General features: G+C 72.4%; 17 protein-coding genes. 7 read left to right on the forward strand and 10 right to left on the reverse strand.

Features of this window, described 5'->3' with window-relative positions; translation table 11 throughout:
• Window positions 1-192: 192 nt before the first annotated feature.
• The 5 genes from ACIG0D_RS09510 (at window position 193) to ACIG0D_RS09530 (ending at window position 6,493) form a co-directional block, all read left to right on the forward strand.
• A complete protein-coding gene (locus ACIG0D_RS09510; RefSeq protein ID WP_399798184.1) occupies window positions 193-1,674 on the forward strand; it encodes an MFS transporter in 1,482 nt (493 codons plus the stop codon).
• Between the two features lie 250 nt (window positions 1,675-1,924).
• Window positions 1,925-2,686, forward strand: coding sequence for a DeoR/GlpR family DNA-binding transcription regulator (locus tag ACIG0D_RS09515; RefSeq protein WP_365759691.1), 762 nt, complete (start codon window positions 1,925-1,927; stop codon window positions 2,684-2,686).
• Window positions 2,683-3,630 carry a 1-phosphofructokinase gene (pfkB, locus tag ACIG0D_RS09520; protein WP_399797732.1) on the forward strand — a complete coding sequence of 316 codons (948 nt, stop codon included), beginning with the start codon at window positions 2,683-2,685 and terminating at the stop codon, window positions 3,628-3,630. The genes ACIG0D_RS09515 and pfkB overlap by 4 nt, the downstream gene beginning before the upstream one ends.
• Window positions 3,631-3,895: 265 nt before the next feature.
• Window positions 3,896-6,124 carry a fructose-specific PTS transporter subunit EIIC gene (locus ACIG0D_RS09525; RefSeq protein ID WP_399797734.1) on the forward strand — a complete coding sequence of 743 codons (2,229 nt, stop codon included), beginning with the start codon at window positions 3,896-3,898 and terminating at the stop codon, window positions 6,122-6,124.
• A gap of 90 nt (window positions 6,125-6,214) precedes the next feature.
• On the forward strand, window positions 6,215-6,493 hold the full coding sequence (locus tag ACIG0D_RS09530; RefSeq protein WP_399797737.1) for a hypothetical protein: 279 nt from the start codon (window positions 6,215-6,217) through the stop codon (window positions 6,491-6,493).
• Window positions 6,494-6,620: 127 nt separating this feature from the next.
• Here the strand turns inward: ACIG0D_RS09530 and ACIG0D_RS09535 are convergent, their stop codons facing one another.
• From ACIG0D_RS09535 to ACIG0D_RS09545, 3 genes are all read right to left on the reverse strand, one after another.
• A complete protein-coding gene (locus tag ACIG0D_RS09535; protein WP_399797740.1) occupies window positions 6,621-7,367 on the reverse strand; it encodes a DUF6227 family protein in 747 nt (248 codons plus the stop codon).
• A 296-nt stretch (window positions 7,368-7,663) separates the two neighbouring features.
• Window positions 7,664-8,692, reverse strand: a complete 1,029-nt coding sequence (locus tag ACIG0D_RS09540; protein ID WP_399797742.1) for a P1 family peptidase — start codon at window positions 8,690-8,692, stop codon at window positions 7,664-7,666.
• A 54-nt stretch (window positions 8,693-8,746) separates the two neighbouring features.
• A complete protein-coding gene (locus tag ACIG0D_RS09545) occupies window positions 8,747-9,985 on the reverse strand; it encodes a low temperature requirement protein A (protein ID WP_399797745.1) in 1,239 nt (412 codons plus the stop codon).
• 150 nt (window positions 9,986-10,135) lie between these two features.
• Here ACIG0D_RS09545 and ACIG0D_RS09550 point away from each other — a divergent pair, with 150 nt between their 5' ends.
• Window positions 10,136-10,315, forward strand: a complete 180-nt coding sequence (locus tag ACIG0D_RS09550) for a hypothetical protein (protein ID WP_365767312.1) — start codon at window positions 10,136-10,138, stop codon at window positions 10,313-10,315.
• Between the two features lie 70 nt (window positions 10,316-10,385).
• On the opposite strand, the gene ACIG0D_RS09555 is transcribed toward ACIG0D_RS09550, so the two are convergent.
• The 6 genes from ACIG0D_RS09555 to ACIG0D_RS09580 all read right to left on the reverse strand — a co-directional run bounded on the left by ACIG0D_RS09555 (window position 10,386) and on the right by ACIG0D_RS09580 (window position 16,379).
• A complete protein-coding gene (locus ACIG0D_RS09555; RefSeq protein ID WP_399798187.1) occupies window positions 10,386-10,811 on the reverse strand; it encodes an MscL family protein in 426 nt (141 codons plus the stop codon).
• 189 nt (window positions 10,812-11,000) lie between these two features.
• Complete coding sequence (locus ACIG0D_RS09560) at window positions 11,001-11,720, reverse strand: hypothetical protein (RefSeq protein WP_399797748.1); 720 nt, start codon at window positions 11,718-11,720, stop codon at window positions 11,001-11,003.
• Between the two features lie 146 nt (window positions 11,721-11,866).
• Window positions 11,867-12,700 (reverse strand): S-methyl-5'-thioadenosine phosphorylase, encoded by an 834-nt coding sequence (locus ACIG0D_RS09565; protein ID WP_399797750.1) that lies wholly within the window; start codon window positions 12,698-12,700, stop codon window positions 11,867-11,869.
• A 192-nt stretch (window positions 12,701-12,892) separates the two neighbouring features.
• Entirely contained in the window at window positions 12,893-13,192 is a 300-nt protein-coding gene (locus ACIG0D_RS09570; protein WP_399797752.1) for an FmdB family zinc ribbon protein, read from the reverse strand.
• Between the two features lie 67 nt (window positions 13,193-13,259).
• The gene (locus tag ACIG0D_RS09575; RefSeq protein ID WP_399797754.1) at window positions 13,260-14,552 is read right to left on the reverse strand and encodes an MFS transporter; all 1,293 of its coding nucleotides are present in this window, start codon (window positions 14,550-14,552) and stop codon (window positions 13,260-13,262) included.
• 261 nt (window positions 14,553-14,813) lie between these two features.
• Entirely contained in the window at window positions 14,814-16,379 is a 1,566-nt protein-coding gene (locus ACIG0D_RS09580) for a potassium/proton antiporter (RefSeq protein ID WP_399797756.1), read from the reverse strand.
• A gap of 209 nt (window positions 16,380-16,588) precedes the next feature.
• Here ACIG0D_RS09580 and ACIG0D_RS09585 point away from each other — a divergent pair, with 209 nt between their 5' ends.
• Window positions 16,589-19,426, forward strand: coding sequence for a penicillin acylase family protein (locus tag ACIG0D_RS09585; RefSeq protein ID WP_399797758.1), 2,838 nt, complete (start codon window positions 16,589-16,591; stop codon window positions 19,424-19,426).
• Window positions 19,427-19,504: 78 nt separating this feature from the next.
• Here ACIG0D_RS09585 and ACIG0D_RS09590 read toward each other — a convergent pair whose 3' ends face one another.
• Entirely contained in the window at window positions 19,505-20,116 is a 612-nt protein-coding gene (locus ACIG0D_RS09590) for a 5-formyltetrahydrofolate cyclo-ligase (protein WP_399797761.1), read from the reverse strand.
• Window positions 20,117-20,201: the final 85 nt, after the last annotated feature.

Below are 20,201 nucleotides of genomic sequence, written 5' to 3' on the forward strand. Positions count from 1 at the left end.
TAATCGGGTCCTAGTTTCGGAGCCATGACCTCCACCGAGACCTTCGACACGGCTCAGCAGAGCCCTTCGGCACCCGACCCGGCACCTGATTCGGCGCCCCACCCGGCATCCGACTCGGCGCCTGATCCGGCTCGGCGCTCGGCACCCGCGTCGGCGCCCGACCGGCGTCGCTGGTTCGCGCTGGCCATCGTGATGACGGCGGCCTTCATGGACCTCGTCGACGTCACGATCGTCAACATCGCCATCCCGTCCATCCAGCGGGAGGCGGGCGCGTCCCTCGCCCAGATCCAGTGGATCACCGCCGGATACGCCCTCGCCTTCGCCGCCGGTCTCATCACCGGTGGGCGCCTCGGCGACATCCACGGCCGCAAGCGGGTCTTCCTCATCGGCATCGGCGGCTTCACCGTCGCCTCCGCGCTGTGCGGACTCGCCGCGAACCCGGAGATGCTGGTCGCCGCCCGCGTACTCCAGGGCGCCATGGCCGCGCTGATGGTGCCTCAGGTGCTGTCCATCGTGCACGCCACCTTCCCGGCGCACGAACGCGGCAAGGTGTTCGGGCTGTTCGGAGCGGTCGTCGGGCTGGGCGCGGTGTCCGGGCCGCTGCTGGGCGCACTGCTGACGGAGTGGAACCTGTTCGGCCTCGAATGGCGCTCGATCTTCCTCATCAACCTGCCGGTCGGCCTCGCGGGCCTCATCCTGGGCGGCCGTTTCATCACCGAGTCCAAGGCGCCGCGCGCCCTCAAGCTGGACCTGGTCGGCGTCGCACTCGTGACGCTGGGCCTGCTGATGCTGCTCTACCCGCTGACCCGCGGCCGTGAGCTGGGCTGGCCGCTGTGGGGATACCTGTCCATGGCCGGCGCGCTCGTCGTCTTCGCGGCGCTCGTGGCGTACGAGCGGCGCAAGGGCGCGCGGGACGGCTCCCCGCTGGTCGAGCTGTCCCTGTTCAAGGTGAAGAGCTTCGCGGCCGGGATCGCCGTACAGACCGTGTTCGGTGTCGCGCTCGGCATCTTCTTCCTGGTGTGGACGCTCTATCTCCAGTTCGGGCTGGGCTGGCGCCCGTTGAAGGCGGGTCTGACCGGCGTGCCGTTCTCCATCGCCGTCTCCGTGGCGGCCGGGGTGTCCGTGCAGCAGCTTGTGCCGCGGTTCGGCCGCAAGGTTCTCCAGGCGGGCGCGCTGGTCATGGCGGCGGGCATCCTGCTCTACCTCTGGGAGGCCGACCGCTACGGCCTCTCCATCACCCCCTGGCAGATGGCGCTGCCGCTGGTCGTCATGGGCGTCGGCATGGGCCTGATCGTCGCGCCGCTGACGGACGCCGTGTTGTCGGAGGTGCCGCGCGAGCACTCGGGTTCGGCGTCCGGGCTGATCAACACCGTGCAGCAGATGGGCAACGCGCTCGGGCTCGGACTGGTGTCCGTGGTCTTCTACGGCGTGATCGACGAGCACCTGAGCCCGGCGGAGACGGGCCCGGCCTTCGTGAACGCCTTCCAGCACGCCCTCGGCTGGGTGGCCGGCGTGATGGCCGTGATCTTCCTGCTGATGTCCGCGCTGCCGAAGCGCCCGGCGCAGCACGTGGAGGGGGCGGCGGAGGCCGCGGCTCCCGCGCCGGAGAAGGCTCCCGCGCCGGAGAAGGCCGCCGCGCAGGAGAAGGCCGCCGCGCCGGAGCCGGTGTCCTGACGTACGGGGATCCGGTGGACGAAGGGCCCGACCTCGGCAGCGAGGTCGGGCCCTCGCCATGTGCCCGGTCCGAGCAACCGGGGGAGGGGCCTCGCATGTGCCGGGCCGGCCTTCGCACGGGCTGCGCCGCGCAAGCCCGATCATGCCCGTTTACGCCCGAACCCATACCCGAACCTGTTTACATTCCGGAAAACCCGTCGTAGCCTCCCATTGAAACCACACGTTCGGGCATGGTCGGAGGCGAACGGACATGTACGCACCGGAGCGGCAGCAGGAGATCCTCCGGCTCGCCCGTGACGGCGGCCGGGTGGACGTCGTGTCGCTGGCCGAGGAGTTCCAGGTGACGGCGGAGACCATCCGCCGCGATCTGAAGGCCCTCGACCGCGCCGGTCTGGTGCGCCGCGTGCACGGTGGTGCGATCCCCGTCGGACGCCTCGACTTCGAGCCGGACCTCGCCGAGCGCGAGTCCACGGCGGCGGACGAGAAGGACCGGATCGCCAAGGCCGCCCTCGCGGAACTGCCCGCCGAGGGCACCATGATCCTCGACGCCGGTACGACGGTGGCCCGGCTGGCCGCAGCCATCCCGCTGGAGACCTCCCTCACCGTCGTCACGCACAGCCTCCCCATCGCGGCCCGCCTCGCCGACCACCCCGGCATCCAGCTCCACCTCGTCGGAGGGCGCGTACGGCACCGCACGCGCGCCGCCGTCGACGCCTGGGCGCTGCGGGCGTACGGCGAGATCCGCGCCGACGTCCTCTTCGTGGCCGCCAACGGCTTCTCCGCCGACCACGGCCTGACCACCCCCGACCTCGCCGAGGCCGCGGTGAAGCGCGCGGCGATGGCCGCGGCCCGCCGGGTCGTGCTGCTCGCCGACTCCTCCAAGCACGGCCAGGAGCACTTCGCCCGCTTCGGCGACCTGAGCGACGTGGACCTGCTGATCACCGACAGCGGGCTGAGCAACGAAGACGCCGCCGCCATCGAGCGCGGCGGCACGGAAGTAGTGCGCGCATGATCCTCACCGTCACCCCCAACCCGTCCCTCGACCGCACCTACGAGGTCCAGGCACTCAAGCGCGGAGAGGTCATCCGCGCCGAGACCGAGCGCACGGACCCCGGCGGCAAGGGCGTGAACGTCTCGCGCGCCGTCGCGGCGGCCGGGCGGCGCACGGTGGCGGTCCTGCCCCTGGGTGGTGCGCCCGGCGCGCTCGTCGCGGACCTGCTCGACGCGCAGGGCATCGAGGTGGCGCCCGTGCCGATCGCCGGCGCCACCCGCTCCAACATCGCGCTCGCCGAGTCGGACGGCGTCCTGACGAAGATCAACGCGCCGGGTCCGGAGCTGTCGGAGGCCGAGCAGGAACTGCTCCTGGAGACCGTGCGCGAGCAGTCGCGCGGCGCGGACTGGATCGTCTGCTGCGGCAGCCTGCCGCGCGGCCTCGCCCCTTCCTGGTACGCCGATGTGGTCACCCGGGCGCACGCCGGGGGCGCGCGGATCGCGCTGGACACCTCGGGGCGCGCGCTGCTGGAGGCGCTGCGCGCCCGGCCCGACGTGGTGAAGCCCAACGCCGAGGAACTGGCGGAGGCCGTCGGACGCCCGCTGGCCACGGTGGGCGACGCGGTCAAGGCCGCCGAGGAGCTGCGCGCGCGCGGCGCCCGCGCCGTCCTCGCGAGCCTGGGCGCCGACGGCCAGCTGCTCGTGGACGACGCGGGCACCTGGTTCGGCAGCGCTCGCGTCGACGCCGTACGCAGCAACGTCGGCGCCGGCGACTCCTCCCTCGCCGGCTTCCTCATCGCCGGCGGCAGCGGCCCCGACGCCCTCGCCTCCGCCGTCGCCCACGGCGCCGCCGCCGTGCAGCTCCCCGGCAGCGTCATGCCGACCCCGGCCGACCTGGACCCGTCGGCGGTGTCGGTCACGGCGGACGTGCCGATGGACCGCGCGCTGAAGGAGGCCGTGTCATGACGCCCGCTCCGCCGCACCGCCCGGCCATGAAACGGCGAGGCTCCCCGTTACTCGCCGCGCCCCACGGGCGGCTCCTCCACCCCGGTGAGTCCGCCCCCGGTGAGTCCGCCCCCGCCCGGAGGCGGGGTTCCCCCGGCCCCGCCTCCGCCCGCCGACGGATCCCTTCGATCCGTACGACCCCCACCCCCGCGTCCCCCCACCGCACCCCCGTCCCCTCTCCCGCCCACCCCACTCCCCGGGCGATACGCGAGCTAAGGAGCCCGCGATGAGCGACATGATCACCCCGGACCTGGTCGACCTCGACCTGTCCGCCGACACCAAGGAAGCCGCCTCGCGCGCCCTCGCCCAGCGCATGGTCGCCCTGGGCCGGGTGACCGACCTGGAGGGCTTCCTCGCCGACGTGGCCGCGCGCGAGGCGCAGATGCCCACCGGTCTCGACGGCGGCATCGGCATCCCGCACTGCCGCAGCGCCCATGTCACCGAGCCGACGCTCGCCTTCGGGCGCAGCGCCGCCGGCATCGACTTCGGCGCCGCGGACGGCCCCGCCGACCTGATCTTCCTGATCGCCGCGCCCGCCGGCGCCGACGACGCCCACCTGACGATCCTGTCGTCGCTCGCCCGGCAGCTCATGAACTCCGAGTTCACCGACGCGCTGCGCTCGGTGGGCGACGCGGCGTCAGCGGCGGCGCTGATCCGCGGGGAAGAGCCGTCGGCCGCGACGGAGGACGGCTCCGCCACCGCCGAGGATGACTCGGGCACCGCCGAGGACGGCTCCGGCACCGCCGAGGCAGGCTCCGCCGACGAGAACGGCTCCGCCAAGGACCGCCCCGCCGCCGCCCAGGGCGGAACCGAAGACTCCGTGGCGGCGCCGGTGGCGGCCTCCGCCGACGCCGCCACGGGCACCACCACCCCCGCAGGGGCCACGGACACGCCCGCCACGGGCACCACCGCCACGGGCACCACCGCCGCGAACGGCGGCGCCGAGCGCCCCTTCCGTATCGTCGCCGTCACGTCCTGCCCCACCGGCATCGCCCACACCTACATGGCCGCCGAGTCCCTGGAGAACGCGGGCCGCGAGGCAGGCGTCGAAGTCGTCGTCGAGACGCAGGGATCGGCGGGCTTCACCCGGCTCGACCCGGCCGTCATCGCCGCCGCGGACGGCGTGATCTTCGCCCACGACGTCGCCGTACGGGAGAAGGACCGGTTCGCCGGGAAGCCCACCGTCGACACCGGTGTGAAGGCGGCCATCAACCGCCCCGCCGAGCTGATCGCCGAGGTGCGCGAGAAGGCCGCCCGCGGCGAGGTCACGGCCGCCGCCAGGCCCGGCGGCGGCACCCCCGTGGAGCGCGCCGGCGAGCCCGGCGAGGGCTACGGCACCAAGCTGCGCAAGTGGCTGATGTCCGGCGTCAGTTACATGGTCCCGTTCGTCGCGGCCGGCGGTCTGCTCATCGCCCTCGGCTTCGCGATCGGCGGCTACCAGATCAACGAGGCCAAGCCGGTCACGGAGGTCTTCGACTGGGGCCGGGTCGACAGCTGGGGCGCGCTGCTGTTCCAGATCGGCGGCGTGGCCTTCGGCTTCCTGATCCCCGTTCTCGCCGGTTACATCGCCTACGGCATGGCGGACCGCCCGGGCCTGGTGCCCGGGTTCGTCGGCGGCATGATCGCCTTCAACATCAACGCGGGCTTCCTCGGCGGCCTCGCGGCCGGCCTGATCGCCGGCGCCGTGGTGATGGCGATCCAGAAGATCAACATCCCGTCGGCGCTGCGCGGCATCATGCCGGTGGTCGTGATCCCGCTGCTCTCCTCCATCGTCGTCGGCTTCCTGATGCTCATCGTGATCGGCAAGCCGATCGCCGAGGCACAGAAGGCGATGACCGACTGGCTGGAGGGCCTCTCCGGCGCCAACGCCGTCCTCCTCGGCGTGCTGCTCGGCCTGATGATGTGCTTCGACCTCGGCGGCCCCGTCAACAAGGTCGCGTACACCTTCGCCACGGCCGGCATCTCCGTCGCCGCGCCCAGCGACTCCGCGATGAAGATCATGGCGGCGGTGATGGCCGCCGGAATGGTCCCGCCCCTGGGCATGGCCCTCGCCACCACCCTCCGCCGGAAGCTGTTCACCCACGCCGAACGCGAGAACGGCAAGGCGGCCTGGGTGCTCGGCGCCTCCTTCATCTCCGAGGGCGCGATCCCGTTCGCCGCCGCCGACCCGCTGCGCGTCATCCCCGCGTCCATGGCGGGCGGCGCGGTCACCGGCGCCCTGACCATGGCGTTCGGCTCGACCCTGCGCGCCCCGCACGGCGGCATCTGGGTCACCTTCCTGATCGGCAAGCCGCTCCTCTACCTGCTGGCCATCGCCGCCGGTACGGCCGTCACGGCCGGCCTGGTCATCCTCCTGAAGGGCCTGCGCAAGCCGGCCCCCGGCACCGAGGCCACCCCGGCCGCCGACGGCCCGGCCGCCCCGACGGCCGAGCCCAAGCAGCCGGTGGCCGCGTAAGAGGACTGCGCTGAAGCGCCCTTGGGTGGGTTTGCGAGATAGATCACGGTCCGGGGCGGAAGTCCCGGACCGTGGTGTCTACTGGACCGTATGCCTGAGCACGTCTCGATCCTCCAGTGGGCGGGCGTGGCCGTCCTCGCCGTGGCGGCCGTGGCCTGGGTGATGGTCCTCGCCCGCCTGCTGCGCCGCGGCCGCCCCGGGAGCGCCGCGGGCGCCGGCGCGTGGGCCGCCACCCGCACCGGCGCACGCCCCCTCGCCGCGCTCCCCCGCCAGCGCCAGAACGGCCCGCACCGGGAGTCCGTGCGCCTGACCCCCGCGGAGGAAGCCGCCTTCGCGCTCCTCGTACGCCGCCTCGGCGACGGGCACTGACCCGCGACGGGCACTGACCGCAACGGCCACTACTCGCAACGCACCTGAGCCGCAACGCACCTGAGCCGCAACGCACCTGAGCCGCAACGCACCTGAGCCGCTACGGCTCCCGGCGCCGACGACGCCGCTACGACATCTGCGCCGCCCGCCGCTCCATCGCCTCCCGCGCCGCCTCCTCCGAGGTGTACACCTCGCACATGTGGCGCCCGTCGGGCGTGGCCGTGTGCTCGACCTCCCACAGGGAGATCTCCCTGCCGTCGCGCAGCAGGAACGCGTGCTCGTACAGCGAGAAGCCGAGTCCGGCGCGGCCCGCGCGGCACGGGCGCCCGAAGGCCTGGGTGATCTGGTGCGCGCACGCGGTCGTCAGCAGCGCGGCCGTCTCCGCACCCGGCCGGTCCGGGTTCTCCGCCCGGCGCAGCAGCCGGCGCGCGTGGTCCGCCGAGTCGTCCGGCACATACGCGTGCCGCGGCCCGGGCACCGGCGACGGCTGCACCAGCACCGGCAGTTCGAAGTCCGGCGCGTCCGGCGGCAGCGGCAGTCGCATCGTCGCGGCCCGCAGCTCCTCCTCGTCGACATACACCTCGTGCTGCGCCTCACGCCCCCGCGCGGTGTTGTGCACCAGCTCCCACAACGTGAGCGCCGAGCCGTCGGCGAGCAGCCAGGTGTGCCGGTACGTCTCGCGGTGCAGCCCCGCGCTGTGATGCGCGGAGTGCAGCGAACTGTCGTGCGCCAGCGCACCGTCGAGGCGCCTTATCGTCTCGTCGGGCAGTTCGAACGAGTTCAGGGCGCGGCCGAGCAGTCGCGCGAGATGCTCCTCCGGAGACTCGGGCGACTCATGTGGTTCGTACGCTGCGGTCTCGTACGGAACGCTCAAGGTTTCTCCCGGCGTTGCTGCATGTCACCTTGTGGGTGCATACCGTAGCCCCTCGGCCGGACCTCGTGACCGGGAACCGAGAAAACGTACGCGGGGAAAACGGGCGGGCCGCCGGAAAGATTCCCGCGCCACCCGACGGACGGTCAAAATCCGCTGCTCAGAGGCACCTTGATCTCCATCCGGCGCCAACCGGACAGCCCCGTCGCGAACCCCACTGCGACCCCTTGGTGTTCCCTCCTGTTCCCCCTTTCAACGGTTTCCATACAGCTCCCTCCACGTTTCCCGTGCGGCTCCCCTCAGCGGTTCCCGTACAGCTCCCCGTACGACGGCCACGCCCCGCCCGGCCCCGCCACCGGCGACGCGGCGCGCACGGCGCGCACGATGGCGCGCGTCACCGTGTCCGCGCCCGCGGCCAGGATCTCGTTGAGCGCGAGCGGGCTCCCGGCGTCGAGCGCCCGTGCCCCCGTCGCCAGCGCGAAGACCGTGTCGCCGTCGTTGAGCTGATGCACCGGCCGCACGGCGCGCGCGATGCCGTCGTGTGCCGTACCGGCCAGCTTCTGCGCCTGTGCCTTCGTCAGGACGGCGTCGGTGGCGACCACCGCGAGCGTGGTGTTGAGCGGCGGCGGCGCGTTCCTGGCCTCCGCCTCGGCGATGCGCCGCCGCGCGGCCTCATGGACCCGCGCCTCCGGGTAGTTCACACGGCCCTGGAACAGCTCCCCGTACAGGACGCCGGTCTCCGGATCCGTCACCGAGCCCGCCGCGTTCGCCACCACCAGCGCGGCCACCGTGATCCCCGAGCCGAGGACGGTGCTCGCGGTGCCGACCCCGCCCTTCAGCACGCCGACCACGGCGCCCGTGCCGGCGCCCACGCTCCCCTCCCGCACCGGCGCTCCGAGCCCTTCGGCCGCGGCGGCCTCGACCGCCTCCCGGCCGACGGACGCGTCCGGCCGGGCCCGGAAGTCACCGCCACGGCCCAGGTCGAAGACGCACGCGGCGGGCACGACCGGCACGACGTGCGCCGGGTCCGGCCCCACGCGCACACCGCGCCCGCGCTCCTCCAGCCAGGCCATCACCCCGGACGCGGCGTCCAGCCCGTAGGCGCTGCCGCCGGTCAGCACGATCGCCTCGACCCTCTGCACCACATTGCGCGGATCGAGCGCGTCGGTCTCCTTGGTGCCGGGGCCGCCGCCGCGCACGTCCACGGCGGCGACGGCACCGCCCTCCGGGGCCAGGACGACGGTGGTGCCGGTGAGCCACCCGTCGCCGGTGCGCGTCGCGTGTCCCACCCGCAGGCCCGCCACGTCCGTCAGAGCGTCAACAGTCATGGGGTCAGTCTGGCCCGCCGCGGCGAGCGGACGACGTGCCGCTCCCGGGCGCGATCAGACCGTCGAAGCGGGCTCCCGCGGCGCGCTCTCCCGGGCGGCCCGGCGCGCCGTCAGCGTCACCCCGGTCGCCACCGCCAGCGCCGTCACGACGCCGACCGCGAGGACCGCCCAGCGCCCCAGGAAGGAGCAGCAGATGACCAGCAGCGCGGTCACCGGAAGCACCGCCTGCTGGGCGATGCCCACCTTGAAGTACCGGGAGTGCAGCGCCCACACGGTCAGCAGATAGAGCGCCGTCGGCAGGGTCACCGCGGCGGAGGCGGACAGCGTGGAGATGTGCGCCTTGCCGACCGCCTGCTCGACCGCCACCTCCAGGCCCGCGCCGATCGCCGCCGCCGAGGCGAAGATCGCGTAGTGGCCGTAGCCCCACAGGAACGCCTGTCTGTTGGAGCGCAGCCGGCCGTGGGCCGGCACCACGAAGTAGATCCACCACGCGCAGAACACGATCAGCAGGCCGCCCACCGCGATCGGCAGCAGCTCGCCCAGGGCGTGGTTCTCATCGACCCCCGACTTCACGGCCACCGTCGCCGCCGCGATGGTCTCGCCCAGCACGATGATCGTGAACAGCCCGTACCGCTCGGCGATGTGGTGCGGATGCCAGGACGTCGGGTGGTCCTTCTCCGCGAGGACCGGCACACACAGCTCCGCGACCGCCATCGCGAGGAACATCCACGGCCGCGCGGGCTCCGGCAGCAGCACCAGGCCCAGCCAGCCGACCTGGCAGAGCAGCACGCCGGCCGCGTACCGCAGCGCCGTGGTCCGCTCCGCGCCCGCCGCCGCTCTCGCGGCCCGCAGCCACTGCGCGGCCAGCGCCAGCCGCATGATCAGATAGCCGAGCCAGACGACGCCGAAGTCGTGGTCGTCGAAGGCCCGCGACACCCCCGCGGCCAGCACCAGGACACCCGCGATCTGGACCAGGGTGGCGACGCGGAACAGGGCGTCGTCGTTGTCGTACGCCGAGGCGAACCAGGTCACGTTCATCCAGGCCCACCAGATGGCGAAGAACACCATCGCGTAGTTCAGGATGCCCTCGCCCGCGTGTCCCTCGGCGACGGCGTGCACCAGCTGGAGGCCCGCCTGGGCGACCGCCACCACGAAGCACAGGTCGAAGAACAGCTCCAGCGGGGTGGCGGCGCGGTGCGCCTCGTCGCGGCCACGCGCGGTGAGTCTGCGCAGCGGCCGTGCGGGGGGCGGCCCGCCCGCCGGGGCGGGTGGGGGAGTCGAACGGGACGTCATGCGTCCCAGAACAGCAGATACCGGACGAAATTTCTTGTGAAGGCGTTCACAAGGCGTCTCACAAGGCGTTTCCCGGGGCGTCCGGCCGGCCGGACGCGGCCCCGACACGGCCCTGCCCCCGGGTCGCACCCCGGGCCGTACTCTGGAAGCATGAGCACCGCCTCCACCCCCGAGCCGCGCGACCCCAAGGCCGCGCTGATCTTCGACGACCCGCTGGACGAGCAGTCCTCCGACGACACCGACCGAGGCTGGGGCGAACGGCAGAGCGGCGGCGACGCAGCGGACGACCTGAAGCGCTTCCTCGACGAGAAGCCGCCCCACCACCTGTGAGCCGGACGGGCCATGAAGGCCCCCGTCCGCAGGCTCCCGCGGGCCGCCGCCAGCGGTGCCGCCGTTTCCGCTAGGACTCGGAGCGCCCGGCCCCCCGCTGCGCGACCAGCTCGTCGCGGATCTCCTTCAGCACCTCCAGCTCGGTCACCTCGATGACCTCCTTCGTGCCCTCCCGCGCCTGCCGGCGGGCCTCCTGCCGCGCCAGGTACCTCGACATCGGCAGGACCATCAGGAAGTAGACGACCGCCGCGGTGATCAGGAAGCTGAGGGTCGCGCCGAGGACCGAGCCCCACAGGATCATGACGCCGCTCGTGACGGTCCCGTCCTGCCCCGTCTCGCAGGGCCCCTTGAGACACGAGCTGTAGCTGTCGAGGTTCTTCGTGCCGATCGCCCCGACCAGCGGGTTGATGACGCCCTTCACCACCGAGTTGACGATGTTGGTGAAGGCGGCGCCGATGACCACCGCGACTGCCAGATCGACGACGTTCCCACGCATCAGGAAGGTCTTGAAACCCTGCAGAACGCCCGAATCCTTCTTCTCGATCACCTCGGAGCCTCTCCTCGCACGCACACGCTGTGGAATCAAACGCTCCGCAACCTACGTCACGGCGCGGCCGACCTGTCCAATTCCCCGACTCGAACGAGGAACCAGACAGCAGACCGCGCAGAAAGCGCACCACCCGGTTCAGCACAGCGTCACCGCCAGCCGGGCCGTCGCGCTCGCGCCGACGAGACGCGCGGCCGTGTCCCGGGGCACCGACAGAACCACCAGCGCACCACCGTCGAAAGAGCCACCAGAGCCACCAGAGCCACCAGAGCCACCAGAGCTGCCAGAGCTGCCAAAGCCGTCAGAGCCGACAGCGCCGCCGGTGCCGTCCAGCGGCTCGGGCACCCTCGCCACCCGCGCCCCGCGCGCGACCACCCGCGCCTCACCGCCGCTCACCCAGTCCTCCGCGGCGATCACGTCGACCCGGTCGCCGGGCCGCAGGAGCCGCACCGTCGCGGCGTCCGCGATCCGCACCGGCGCGGCCACCCGCGCCACGCCGGGCCGCCCCGGCCCCCGGCCCGGCTCGCGCCCCGACGCCCGGTCCGCCACCGGGTGCCCGCGGGCCCGGTCCCCACCGGGCGGCTCCCCCGGACCGGGCGGGCCGACGGCCAGGAGCGCGGCGGCGGTGAGGGCCAGCCCGGCGGCCAGCGCCCGCTGCCGGTGCCGTACGAACCGGCGCAGCCGATGACCACCGCCGCGCACCCGGACCGGAGGAAAGTGCGGCACCTCGCATGTGGCGGGCACGTCGGCGCCGGGCGGGCGGGGCGGCGCGGAAGCCCAGGACGGAGCCGAGGACCGAGCGGAGGAGAGAGCAGAGTCCCGAGCGGAGAACGGAGCGCGGGAGGGACCGAGAGACACAGGGACCACCACCTTCGACGAGCGACCGCCTTCGGTAAGCGATCGGTGCAGCCCACGATGAGGCCTCGCGCCGTCGCCCGCCGAAGCCGGTGGACCACCGCCGGATTGTGGAAAACCCCGTCACCCGAAGGGGACGCTCCGCACCGCTACGGCAGCGCGAACCCCGGGTCCATCCCGCCCAGTGCCCTCGTGCACAGGCAGTCCCGCTCCTCGTTCGCGGGCAGGGCGGCCACCGCGTCGAACAGCACCCCCCGCAGCCGGTCCACGTTCGCCGCGAACACCCGCAGCACCTCGTCGTGCGAGACGCCCTCACCGGTCTCGGCGCCCGCGTCGAGGTCGGTGACCAGGGTGAGCGAGGTGTAGCAGAGCTCCAGCTCACGGGCGAGCGCCGCCTCCGGGTGGCCGGTCATGCCGACCACCGACCAGCCCTGCGCCTGGTGCCACAACGATTCGGCACGGGTCGAGAACCGCGGCCCCTCGACGACGACCAGCGTGCCGCCGTCCACCGGCTCCCAGTCCCGCCCGCGCGCCGCCTTCAGGGCCGCCGCGCGTCCGGTGGGGCAGTAGGGGTCGGCCAGGGACACGTGCACCACGTTCGGCACGGTGCCGTCCGGCAGCGGCAGCCCGTCGAAGTACGTCGACATCCGCGCCTTCGTACGGTCGACCAGCTGGTCCGGGACGAGCAGCGTGCCCGGCCCGTACTCGGGACGCAGACCGCCCACGGCACACGGGCCGAGCACCTGGCGCACCCCGACCGACCGCAGCGCCCAGAGGTTGGCCCGGTAGTTGATCCGGTGCGGCGGCAGATGGTGTCCCCGGCCGTGCCGGGGCAGGAAGGCCACCCGCCGGCCGGCGATCTCACCGAGGAACAGGGAGTCGCTGGGCGGCCCGTAGGGGGTCTCCACCTCCACCTCGGTCACGTCCTCGAGGAAGGAGTAGAAGCCGGACCCGCCGATGACACCGATCTCCGCGTTCGCCATGACCAGCACAGTAGCCGCAGGCGGCGGGGCGCGGACACCGGCGGCCGGGGAACGCGGAAGACCCCACCGTCCCAGGACGGCGGGGTCTTCCCGAAGCGAGTCGCGCGGCGGCACCGGCACGCGCGGCGAAAGCAGACTTACGCGGCGATACCGGACCCCTCGGCGATACCAGGCCTAAGAGGCGCGCCGGTCTTACGCGGCGGTACCGGTGGTGGAGGTGCTGGAGCTCGACGACTTCGAGTCCGAAGACGAAGACGACGAGGACGAAGAAGAGGACGACGACTTCGACGAAGCCGGCGAGCTGCTCGACGAGGAGCCGCGGCTGTCGTTGCGGTAGAAGCCGGAGCCCTTGAAGACGATACCGACGGCCGAGAACACCTTCTTGAGGCGGCCCTGGCAGCTGGGGCACTCGGTCAGGGCGTCGTCGGTGAACTTCTGCACCGCCTCGAGGCCCTCGCCGCACTCGGTGCACTGGTACTGGTAGGTCGGCACTGTCTTCCTCCTGGCACTCTCACTCAATGAGTGCTAACGACGATCCATAGTGACGTATTCCGGCGCATCAGTCCACCGTCACCGGCGAGCGGTGACCGACGCCACGCGCGACGGTCCGGCCGCGGGGCCGTGCCGCCAGCCGCGAACGCAGCGCCAGCACGGTCCCCAGGGCGAGCAGCGTGCCGCCCATCGGGACCAGGAACCCGGCGCCGTCCCACAGGCGGTCCTCGAGCTGTCCGGCGACCGTGACGGCGGCGGCCTGGCCGAGCGCGACCGCGCCGGTCAGCCAGGTGAAGGCCTCGGTGCGGGCCCCGGCCGGGACCAGGTTCTCGACCAGCGTGTAGCCGGTGATGAGGGCGGGCGCGATGCACATGCCGACCAGCAGGCCGAGGCCCGCCAGGACGAGCACCGAGTGCGCGGCCCACAGCCCGGAGGCGGCCAGCGCGAGCGCCGCGTAGCCGACGACCAGGCGGTGCTGCGGGGCGGCCTTCCAGGCGATGGCGCCGCAGACGATGCCCGACAGCATGTTGCCCGCGGCGAAGATCCCGTACAGGACGCCGTTCAGGCCGGGCTCGCCGATCGACTCGGTGAACGCGGCCAGCGAGACCTGCATGCCGCCGAAGACGGAGCCGATGCCGAGGAAGGCGACGATCAGCACCCGCACACCCGGGACGCGCAGCGCGGAGGCGTGCTCCACGCGCGCGTGCCCGCCGCCGGTGACGACCGGCTGGGTGCTCTTCTGCGCGGCGAACAGCAGACCGCCGACGAGGGTCAGCGCGGCCTCGGTGACCAGGCCCGCCGCCGGGTCGACGGCGGTGCACAGGGCGGTGGCCAGCAGCGGGCCGACGACGAACGTCAGCTCGTCGGTGACGGACTCGAAGGCCGCGGCGGTGGTCATGAGCGGCGAGCCCTGGAGCTTCACGCCCCAGCGGGCCCGCACCATGGGGCCGACCTGCGGCACCGAGGCGCCGGTGGGGACGGCCGCCACGAACAGCGCCCACAGGGGGGCGTGCCCGAGCGCGAGCGCGGTCAGGGTGAGACCGGAGACCGTGTGCACCAGCACGCCGGGGACCAGGACGGCGCGCTGGCCGAAGCGGTCCGCGAGGCGCCCGCTGTAGGGCGCGAACAGCGCCATGGAGACGCCGGTGACCGCCGCGACGGCGCCGGCCGCGCCGTAGGAGCCGGTGGTGTGCTGTACGAGCAGCACGATGGAGAGCGTGAGCATGGCGAACGGCTGGCGGGCCGCGAAGCCGGGCAGCAGGAACGTCCAGGCGCCGCGGGTGCGCAGCAGTTGCCCGTATCCCGGGCGGGAGGTCGCCGTCGTGTCCTTCGACGGCTCGGTGGTGACCGTGGACGCCACGGCCCGTGCCTTTCTGCCGCCTGGTAGCACCGCCCCCGGGGTGGCGGGGCAGCGCCGAGAGCTGTCCTCTTGCGCGGAACTGCGGTAGATACCGGCGCTCACGGAAGGGGAGCGGACCGGCCGCCATACGGTCGCGCCAGCTCTGCGTCAGGCAGAGTTGGTTCGATCAGGTCTGGTCGACCTTCATGATACAGAGATCTACGCGCGTCGCACCTGTGAAAACGAGCACCATTTATCGCGCAGCCTGTGAACGAGTGGGGCCTACGTCCCGTTCCCGCTCGTCCCCAGCCAGCCGGCCAGCTTGCCGCCCCGGCCAACCGCGCGCAGGCGCCGCTCGGCGGCGTCCCGGACCGGGTCCGTGGCGACGACGAGCAGCTCGTCGCCGCGCCGCAGCACCGTCGAGGGGAGCGGTACGAAGGACTTCCCCTCGCGTACGACGAGGGTGACCGCGGACCCGGCCGGCAGCCGCAGCTCGTGCACCTCGACGCCGTGCATCCGCGACCCCTCGGGGATCGCGACGGACAGCAGATGGCCGCGCAGCCGCTCCAGGGGCGCCGACTCGATGCCGAGGTCGGCGGCCTCGGAGCGGTCGCCGAGGTGCAGCTTTCGGGCGAGCCAGGGCAGGGTGGGTCCCTGGACGAGGGTGTAGACGACGACCAGGATGAAGACGATGTTGAAGATGCGGCGGCTGCCCTCGACGCCGTTCACCATGGGGATCGTCGCCAGGATGATGGGCACGGCGCCGCGCAGCCCGGCCCACGACATCAGGGCCTGCTCCGCCCACGGCACCCGGAACGGCGTCAGACAGGCCACGATGCTCAGCGGGCGCGCCACCATGGTCAGCACCAGGCCGATGAGCAGCGCGGGCACCACGTCGTCGCCCAGCTCGGACGGCGTGACCAGCAGCCCGAGCAGCACGAACATGCCGATCTGGGCGAGCCAGCCCAGTCCGTCGGCGAAGCCGCGCGTGGCCGGCCAGTGCGGCAGCCGGGCGTTGCCCATCACCATGGCGGCGAGATAGACGGCGAGGAAGCCGCTGCCGTGCGCCAGCGCGCCCGCCGCGTACGCCGCGACCGCGATGGCCATCACGGCGATCGGGTAGAGGCCGGAGGCGGGCAGCGCCACATGCCGCAGGCCCCAGGAGCCGAGCCAGCCCACCGCGAGGCCGACGGCGGCGCCGATGGCCAGCTCCAGCGCTATCTTCCCCACCAGGACGTACCAGTGCTCGGTCGGACCGGCCATGGAGAAGGCGACCACGAGGATGACGACCGGGGCGTCGTTGAAGCCGGACTCGGCCTCCAGGGTGCCCGTCACGCGCGCGGGGAGGGGTATTTTCCGCAGCACCGAGAAGACGGCGGCCGCGTCGGTCGAGGAGACGACCGCCCCGATGATGAGCGCCTGGCGCCATTCCAGGCCGATCAGATGGTGGGCCGCCGTCGCGGTGACTCCCACGCTCACCGCGACCCCGACCAGCGCCAGCGCGGAGGCGGCCGGCAGAGCCGGCTTGATCTCCTTCCACTTCGTGCCGAGACCGCCCTCGGCCAGGATGACGACGAGGGCCGCGTATCCGATGACCTGGGTCAGCTCGGCGTTGTCGAAGTGGATGTCGCCGATGCCGTCCTGGCCCATGAGGACGCCGATGCCCAGGTACACGAGCAGGCTGGGGAGCCCGCTGCGCGAGGAGATCCGGACCGCTGCGACGGCGACGAGCAGGACGATCGAGCAGACGAGCAGGAGCTGGTTGAGGTGGTGGACAGTCAGCGGCCGTTCCCTTCCCTGGTCCTCGCACGCTCTCCGCGCGCGTGAACGCTCGTACAAATCCGACACGAAGTGCGCACACTTCGCACCAACTACTTCGTTACTTTACCTAACTCTTGACGATTTCTTGACGTTCACCCAGGCAAGATCGAACGTCCGTCCGTGCTGGTTCCCGACTCCGCGTCAAGCGGGACAAGGCCCTGCGCCTATGGTTGCTCCAGCGCTCTTTCATAGTCACAGCCCGACCTGCCGCTCGCGTTAGGACAGCAAGGACAGCGATGCCCCCCAACACCACCGCCTCAACGGGTCAGAAGCCCGGCAAGTCCGGCAGGAAGAAGGGGCGCAAAGCCCGTCTGATCGTGCTCGTGCTGGTGCTGGCCATCATCGGTGGCGTGGCCTACGGGGCGTACTGGACCGTCAGCACCGTCCGGGCCTCCTTCCCGCAGACCAAGGGTTCACTCACACTCGACGGCCTCTCCGGGCCCGTCGACGTGAAGCGGGACGAGTACGGCATCCCGCAGATCTACGCCTCCTCCGACGAGGACCTGTTCATGGCGCAGGGCTACGTCCAGGCGCAGGACCGGTTCTACGAGATGGACGTGCGCCGGCACATGACCGCCGGACGTCTGTCGGAGATGTTCGGCAAGAGCCAGGTCGACAACGACGAGTTCCTGCGCACCCTCGGCTGGGACCGGATCGCGAAGGAGGAGTACGACACCAAGCTGTCGGCCTCCACCAAGAAGTACCTCCAGGCGTACGCCAGGGGAGTCAACGCCTACCTGAAGGGCAAGGAGGGCGAGGAGATCTCCCTGGAGTACGCCGCCCTCGGCTTCAGCAACGACTACAAGCCCCAGGAGTGGACCCCGGTCGACTCGATCTCCTGGCTGAAGGCGATGGCCTGGGACCTGCGCGGCAACATGAAGGCCGAGATCGACCGCGCCCTGATGACCAGCCGCCTCGGCCCGAAGCAGATCGCCGACCTGTACCCGGAGTACCCGTACGACCGCAACCGGGCCGTCGTCCAGGAGGGCCAGTACGACGAGCTCACGCAGACGTTCGAACAGGGCAGTGGCTCGGGCGCGTCGGCCGGCGCCGGGACCGGCACCGCGGGTGCCGCCGGCACGGCGGGCGCGTCGGCGGGCGGCGCCGCGGGAACGTCCGCCGGGACCTCCGCGGGCACCGGGACCGGCGCCGCCACGGGCACCGGCACCGCCACGGACGCGCTCCAGACCCAGCTCTCGGGCCTCCAGGAGGTCATGGAGGACCTGCCCGCGGCCGTCGGCGTGAACGGCAACGGCATCGGCTCCAACTCCTGGGTCGTCGGCGGCGCCCACACCATCACCGGCAAGCCGCTGCTCGCCAACGACCCGCACCTGTCGCCGTCGCTGCCGTCCGTCTGGTACCAGATGGGCCTGCACTGCCGCGCGGTGTCCGCGAAGTGCCAGTTCGATGTCTCCGGCTACACCTTCGCCGGTATGCCCGGCGTGATCATCGGCCACAACAAGGACATCGCCTGGGGCCTGACCAACTCCGGTATCGACGCCACCGACCTCTACCTGGAGAAGCTGACCGGCGACGGCTACCTGTACGACGGCAAGGTCGTCCCCTTCGAGACCCGCGAGGAGACCATCAAGGTCGCCGGCGGCGCCTCCAAGAAGATCGTCGTCCGGGAGACCAACAACGGCCCCCTGCTGTCGGACCGCGCCGACGAGCTGGTGAAGGTCGGCAAGAAGGCCACCGTCGACACCGCCGCCCCCGACCGCGGCGACGGCTACGCCATCGCCCTGCGCTGGACCGCGCTCGACCCGGGCCGGACCATGGACGCCGTCTTCGCGATGGACAAGGCGACCGGCTGGGACGACTTCCGCGCGGCGGCGGCCCTGTTCGAGGTGCCCTCGCAGAACCTCGTCTACGCCGACACCCGCAACCACATCGGCTACACCCTGCCCGGCCGGATCCCCACCCGCGCGAAGGGCCACGACGGCTCCGTCCCGGCGCCCGGCTGGGACTCGAAGTACCGCTGGACGGGCTACCTCGAGCCGGACGAACTGCCCTACGAGTACGACCCGAAGCGCGGCTACATCGTCGCCGCCAACCAGGCCGCGGTCGGCAAGGACTACCCCTACACGCTCACCACGGACTGGGGCTACGGCACCCGCAGCCAGCGGATCACCGACCTGATCGAGTCGAAGATCAAGGGCGGCGGCAAGGTGTCCACCGAGGACATGCGCCAGATGCAGACGGACAACAGCAGCGAGATGGCCAAGCTGCTCGTGCCGCAGCTGCTGAAGATCGACGTCGGCGACAAGGACGTCCGCGAGGCGCAGAAGCTGCTGGAGGGCTGGGACTACACCCAGGACGCCGACTCGGCCGCGGCCGCGTACTTCAACGCGGTCTGGCGCAACGTCCTCAAGCTCGCCTTCGGCAACAAGCTGCCCAAGGAGCTTCGGGTCAAGGGCCAGTGCCTGTGGGTCGAGCCGGTCGACACCACCGGGCCCGTGGACGACGACCGGCGGGTGCGCGAGTGCGGCCTGCGCGACGCCGACGAGGCCCAGCCCGACGGCGGCGACCGCTGGTTCGAGGTGGTCCGCACCCTGATGGACGACCAGGACAGCGACTGGTGGACCACGCCCGAGAACGGCACCCGCCCCGGCGCCGACAACCGGGACGAGCTGTTCAAGCGGGCCATGATCGACGCGCGCTGGGAGCTGACCGCCAAGCTCGGCAAGGACATCGACACCTGGAGCTGGGGCCGGCTGCACCGCCTGTTCCTGAAGAACAAGACCCTCGGCACCGAGGGCCCCGGCTTCCTCCAGTACGCCCTCAACCGCGGCCCCTGGAAGCTCAGCGGCGGCGAGGCGGCGGTCAACGCCACCGGCTGGAACGCCGCCGGCGGCTACGGCGTCGTCTGGGTGCCGTCGATGCGGATGGTGGTCAACCTCGGCGACCTCGACAAGTCCCGGTGGATCAACCTGTCCGGCGCCTCCGGGCACGCCTACAGCGCCCACTACACGGACCAGACGGCCAAGTGGGCCAAGGGCGAACTGCTGCCGTGGTCCTTCTCCAAGGCGGCGGTCGACAAGAGCACGACCGACACGCTCGTCCTCAAGCCGTGAACGGCTGACCCACCCGAAAGGGCCCTCCACGCGCGCGTGGAGGGCCCTTTTCCGTCCCCGGGGCCCCGGGGCGGAGCGTCAGAACCGCCGCACCCCGGACGGGGTCACCACCGCGTGCACCGGCCGGTCGTGCTCCTCCTCCGGGACCCGCTCGACGACCTCCGTGTCGTACAGCAGCACCACCAGCGCGGGATGGGCGCCCGCGCGCTCCAGCCGGGCCAGCACCCGGTCGTACGAGCCTCCGCCGCGCCCCAGCCGCATCCCGCGCGCGTCGACCGCGAGCCCCGGCAGCAGCACGGCGTCCGCGGCGGTCACCGCGTCCGGGCCGAGCCGGTCGCCGGCGGGCTCCAACAGCGCCATCCGCCCGCCGTGTCGGACGCGGGCGAGGGAGCCCTCACCGGCGTACACGCCCCAGTCCAGATCGTTGTCGGGCAGCAGGACCGGCAGCAGGACGCGCACGCCCCGCGCACGCAGCGCGTCGAGCAGCGCGCGCGTCCCCGGTTCACTCCCTACGGACACATACGCCGCCACGGTGCGCGCACGCGCCAGCTCGGGCAGCTCCAGCGCCCGCCGGGCCAGAGCGGCCTCCGATTCCCGCACGTCATCGGCCGTCAACCTGTTCCTCACCGCGATGAGCCGGCGCCGCAACCCTCGCTTGTCAGGCTCGGCGGAAGGTCCGCTGTGGCGCATCTGTCACTCCCGTTTCGATTCAATGTGCTCATACGAGCGTCAACTAACCGGAGCCTCAGATTCCGTGCAAAGGCACCGGATATGG

The organism is Streptomyces sp. NPDC052773 (assembly GCF_044547145.1).
Lineage (GTDB): Bacteria > Actinomycetota > Actinomycetes > Streptomycetales > Streptomycetaceae > Streptomyces.

Bases quoted from the DNA above. Each gene is read 5' to 3' on its own strand.
- ACIG0D_RS09510 (WP_399798184.1), top strand. From the start codon at position 193: ATGACGGCGGCCTTCATGGACCTCGTCGACGTCACGATCGTCAACATC.
- ACIG0D_RS09515 (WP_365759691.1), top strand. From the start codon at position 1,925: ATGTACGCACCGGAGCGGCAGCAGGAGATCCTCCGGCTCGCCCGTGAC.
- pfkB (WP_399797732.1), top strand. From the start codon at position 2,683: ATGATCCTCACCGTCACCCCCAACCCGTCCCTCGACCGCACCTACGAG.
- ACIG0D_RS09525 (WP_399797734.1), top strand. From the start codon at position 3,896: ATGAGCGACATGATCACCCCGGACCTGGTCGACCTCGACCTGTCCGCC.
- ACIG0D_RS09530 (WP_399797737.1), top strand. From the start codon at position 6,215: ATGCCTGAGCACGTCTCGATCCTCCAGTGGGCGGGCGTGGCCGTCCTC.
- ACIG0D_RS09540 (WP_399797742.1), bottom strand. From the start codon at position 8,692: ATGACTGTTGACGCTCTGACGGACGTGGCGGGCCTGCGGGTGGGACAC.
- ACIG0D_RS09545 (WP_399797745.1), bottom strand. From the start codon at position 9,985: ATGACGTCCCGTTCGACTCCCCCACCCGCCCCGGCGGGCGGGCCGCCC.
- ACIG0D_RS09550 (WP_365767312.1), top strand. From the start codon at position 10,136: ATGAGCACCGCCTCCACCCCCGAGCCGCGCGACCCCAAGGCCGCGCTG.
- ACIG0D_RS09555 (WP_399798187.1), bottom strand. From the start codon at position 10,811: ATGCGTGGGAACGTCGTCGATCTGGCAGTCGCGGTGGTCATCGGCGCC.
- ACIG0D_RS09565 (WP_399797750.1), bottom strand. From the start codon at position 12,700: ATGGCGAACGCGGAGATCGGTGTCATCGGCGGGTCCGGCTTCTACTCC.
- ACIG0D_RS09585 (WP_399797758.1), top strand. From the start codon at position 16,589: ATGCCCCCCAACACCACCGCCTCAACGGGTCAGAAGCCCGGCAAGTCC.
- ACIG0D_RS09590 (WP_399797761.1), bottom strand. From the start codon at position 20,116: ATGCGCCACAGCGGACCTTCCGCCGAGCCTGACAAGCGAGGGTTGCGG.